Raw genomic sequence first — 3,626 nt, 5'->3', positions numbered from 1 at the left:
TTCTGCTTCTGCCTCTGCCTCTGCTTCTGATTCTGCCTCTGCTTCTGCCTCTGCTTCTGCCTCTGCTTCTGCTTCTGCTTCTACTTCTGCTTCTGCATCTGTGTTGATACATGCATCTGCATTTGCTTCTGCTTCTACTTCTGCTTCTGCATCTATATCTGCCTCTGCATCTACATCGGCTTCTGAYTCTGCCTCTGCATCTGTATKGTTATCTAAACCTATATCTATATCTTCTTCACCTTTATGCTCTAAATCTTTATGATATTTATCGTCTTTCATTTTTTATTCTCTCCTTAATATATTTTTGATCTCTAACTTATTTAATTATAGGAAATACTTCTTATCCTAAATTTTATACTTTCGTATATATTAGCTGCTATTCAAGAGTATTTGATTAAGTAGATAAATAATCTACTTAATAATATATATTATTTATTTAGATAAATTGTTACAACTTGTCTTAAGATAATATCAAGTTTAAATAAAAAAACAGCCCTATATAGGACTGTTTTTTATTTAAACTAATATTATCTTAATCTTTCAGCATATTTTTGTGCTATCTTAACTATTAAATTTGAGCATTTTTCTAAGGCTATTACTGGAATACATTCATTTTTACTATGGAAATTAAGCCCGCCTGTAAATATGTTTGGACATGGTAATCCCATAAATGATAACCTAGCTCCATCTGTACCTCCTCTAATTGGTACTATTATTGGAGTTATATCACATTCTTTCATAGCATCTTCTGCTATATCTACTATAAACTTAACTGGTTCTACTTTTTCTTTCATATTATAGTATTGATCATTTAACTCTAATGTAACTCTACCATTATATCTTTCATTTATCTTTGATATAGCATCTTTCATATATTGCTTTCTATGTTCAAACTTTTCTTTACTATGGTCTCTTATTATATAAACCATAGTTGCATTTTCAACATTTCCATTTATATCATTAAGATGATAGAATCCTTCATATTCTTCTGTAGTTTCAGGTCTTTCACTTTGAGGGAACATTTGTGATATTTCAGCTGCTATATGTAATGCATTTATTAACTTATTTTTTGCAGACCCTGGATGTACATTTCTACCTTGTATACTTATTGTAGCTCCTGCAGCATTAAAGTTTTCATATTGAAGCTCTCCCATTATTCCACCATCAATAGTATATGCATATCTTGCTCCAAATTTCTCAACATTAAATAAATTTGCTCCTCTACCTACTTCTTCATCTGGTGTAAATCCAATTTTTATATCCCCATGTTTTATTTCTGGATTATTCACTAAATATTCAACCGCAGTAATTATTTCAGCTATTCCAGCCTTATCATCTGCTCCAAGTAAAGTTGTACCATCTGTAACAATTAAATCTTCGCCTACGAATTTCTTTAAATCTGGATAATCTTTTGGAGATGTTATAATATTTAATTCTTTATTTAAAACTATATCATTACCATCATAATTTTTTATTATTTTAGGATTCACATTTTTTCCAGTAACATCTGGTGCTGTATCTAAGTGAGATATAAATCCTATAGTTTCTACACCTTCTGTATTTCCTTTTAATGTCGCCATAACATAGCTATTCTCATCAACATGTGCATCTTCTAATCCTAAAGATTTTAATTCTTCTACTAAATAATTTGCAAAAACTCTTTGCCCTTCACTTGATGGACAATTTGCATTTTTAGGATTTGCAGTTGTATCAAAAGTAACATATTTTAAAAATCTTTTAACTACTTTTTCTCTCATATTCAACCCTTCCTTTATCACTTTTATTAGATTTTATATATATTATTTAATATATCCATTATATTACAATATTATATTAAAGTATATGTAGTTTAAAAATCTATTATCTACTTATAGCTTAATATAATAATTAATCAAAAAATAAAACACTATTTTTATAGTGTTTTATTATGTATATATTCTTACTTTTTTTATTCTATTCTTATCTAAACTTTCTATACAGAATTTTATATTATCTACTTCAATTACTTCATTTTCTTCAGGTAGTCTTCTTAGATATCCTATTATATATCCCCCTATAGAATCAAATTCTTCAAANNNNATATTATATTAAAGTATATGTAGTTTAAAAATCTATTATCTACTTATAGCTTAATATAATAATTAATCAAAAAATAAAACACTATTTTTATAGTGTTTTATTATGTATATATTCTTACTTTTTTTATTCTATTCTTATCTAAATTTTCTATACAGAATTTTATATTATCTACTTCAATTACTTCATTTTCTTCAGGTAGTCTTCTTAGATATCCTATTATATATCCCCCTATAGAATCAAATTCTTCAGACTCTAATTTAACTCCTATAAGTTCATTTACATCTGTAATTTTTATACTTCCATCTACAATATATTCATCTTCTTTTATTACTTGTATTTCTTCTTCTTCTTCATCATATTCATCTTCTATATCCCCAACAATTACTTCAACTAAATCTTCTATAGTTATAAGACCTGATGTTCCACCATATTCATCTACAACTATAGCCATTTGACTTTTTTCTATTTTCATTTCTTCTAGTAGTTGTGTGATTTTTTTAAATTCATATGTAAAGAATGGTTCTCTTATATAATCTTTTATATCAAATTTTTCTATTTCTTCATCACTTAAAAATATTATATCTTTTATATTTAAAATACCTATTATATCATCTATTGATTCATTATAAACAGGCATCCTACTAAACTTTTCATTTTTAAACATATCTATTATTTCTTCATACTTATCTTCACTATTTATAGCTATCATATCTAATCTTTGTACCATAGCTTCTTTAGCTTGCATATCACCAAATTGGAATACATTATTTATTATTTGTCTTTCTTCAATTTCAAGAACTCCTTCTTCATGACTTACATTTACCATAGTCTTTAGTTCTTCTTCTGTTATATATGGCTGATTGCCTTTATCTTTTATTCCCAATAATTTAAATATTATGTTTGTAACTAAATTAAATATCCATACTATTGGTCTTAATATAAATATGATTACTTTTATTGGTTTTGATACAAAGATAGCAACCTTCTCAGAATTATTAGCAGCTATAGTTTTTGGAGTTATTTCTCCAAATAATAATACTAACACAGTCATAACTGCAGTAGCTACAGGTACACCTTGAGGACCAATTAATGAAATAAATAAAGATGTAGATATAGACGTAGCTGCTATATTTACAACGTTATTACCAATTAATATTGAACTTAATAGCTTATTTGAATCTTCTATCAAACTTGCAACTAATTTAGCGCCTTTAACTCCTTCTTCTTGCATATGCCTTATTCTTATCTTACTTAATGACATTAGTGATGTTTCTGATGCAGAGAAAAAACCTGATGCTAGAAGTAGTATCACTAATGTTATTGTTTGAATTAAAATACTGGTCGAATCCAACCCTTACCACACTCCTAAAATTTATTTTAATTTAATAAATTATATCATATTTAATTAGATTTGGTAAATAATATAAACTTCTATATTTTATATTATATTTTACATTTTATATAATCTGTATTCGAAATATAACTTATTCATTATGATTAATGGCTAATAAAATATAACAAAAGTTTATGTATAAATTCTTTATAAT

The 3,626-nt window shown here is 26.4% G+C and carries 3 protein-coding genes; all 3 read right to left on the bottom strand.

Annotated features, from left to right (window positions below):
• Positions 1–527 precede the first annotated feature (527 nt).
• The gene (gene pepT, locus G3997_RS01640; RefSeq protein ID WP_296647066.1) at positions 528–1,757 is read right to left on the bottom strand and encodes a peptidase T; all 1,230 of its coding nucleotides are present in this window, start codon (positions 1,755–1,757) and stop codon (positions 528–530) included.
• Positions 1,758–1,925: 168 nt separating this feature from the next.
• Positions 1,926–2,081 (bottom strand): transporter associated domain-containing protein, encoded by a 156-nt coding sequence (locus tag G3997_RS11485; RefSeq protein WP_442971223.1) that lies wholly within the window; start codon positions 2,079–2,081, stop codon positions 1,926–1,928.
• 98 nt (positions 2,082–2,179) lie between these two features.
• Positions 2,180–3,430 carry an HlyC/CorC family transporter gene (locus G3997_RS01630; protein WP_296647063.1) on the bottom strand — a complete coding sequence of 417 codons (1,251 nt, stop codon included), beginning with the start codon at positions 3,428–3,430 and terminating at the stop codon, positions 2,180–2,182.
• Positions 3,431–3,626: the final 196 nt, after the last annotated feature.

The sequence above is a fragment of the Romboutsia sp. 13368 genome (assembly GCF_018336475.1).
Taxonomy (GTDB): Bacteria; Bacillota; Clostridia; order Peptostreptococcales; family Peptostreptococcaceae; genus Romboutsia.
The sequence above is the reverse complement of the archived record's forward strand: the minus strand, read 5'-3'. Positions and strand labels throughout refer to the sequence as shown.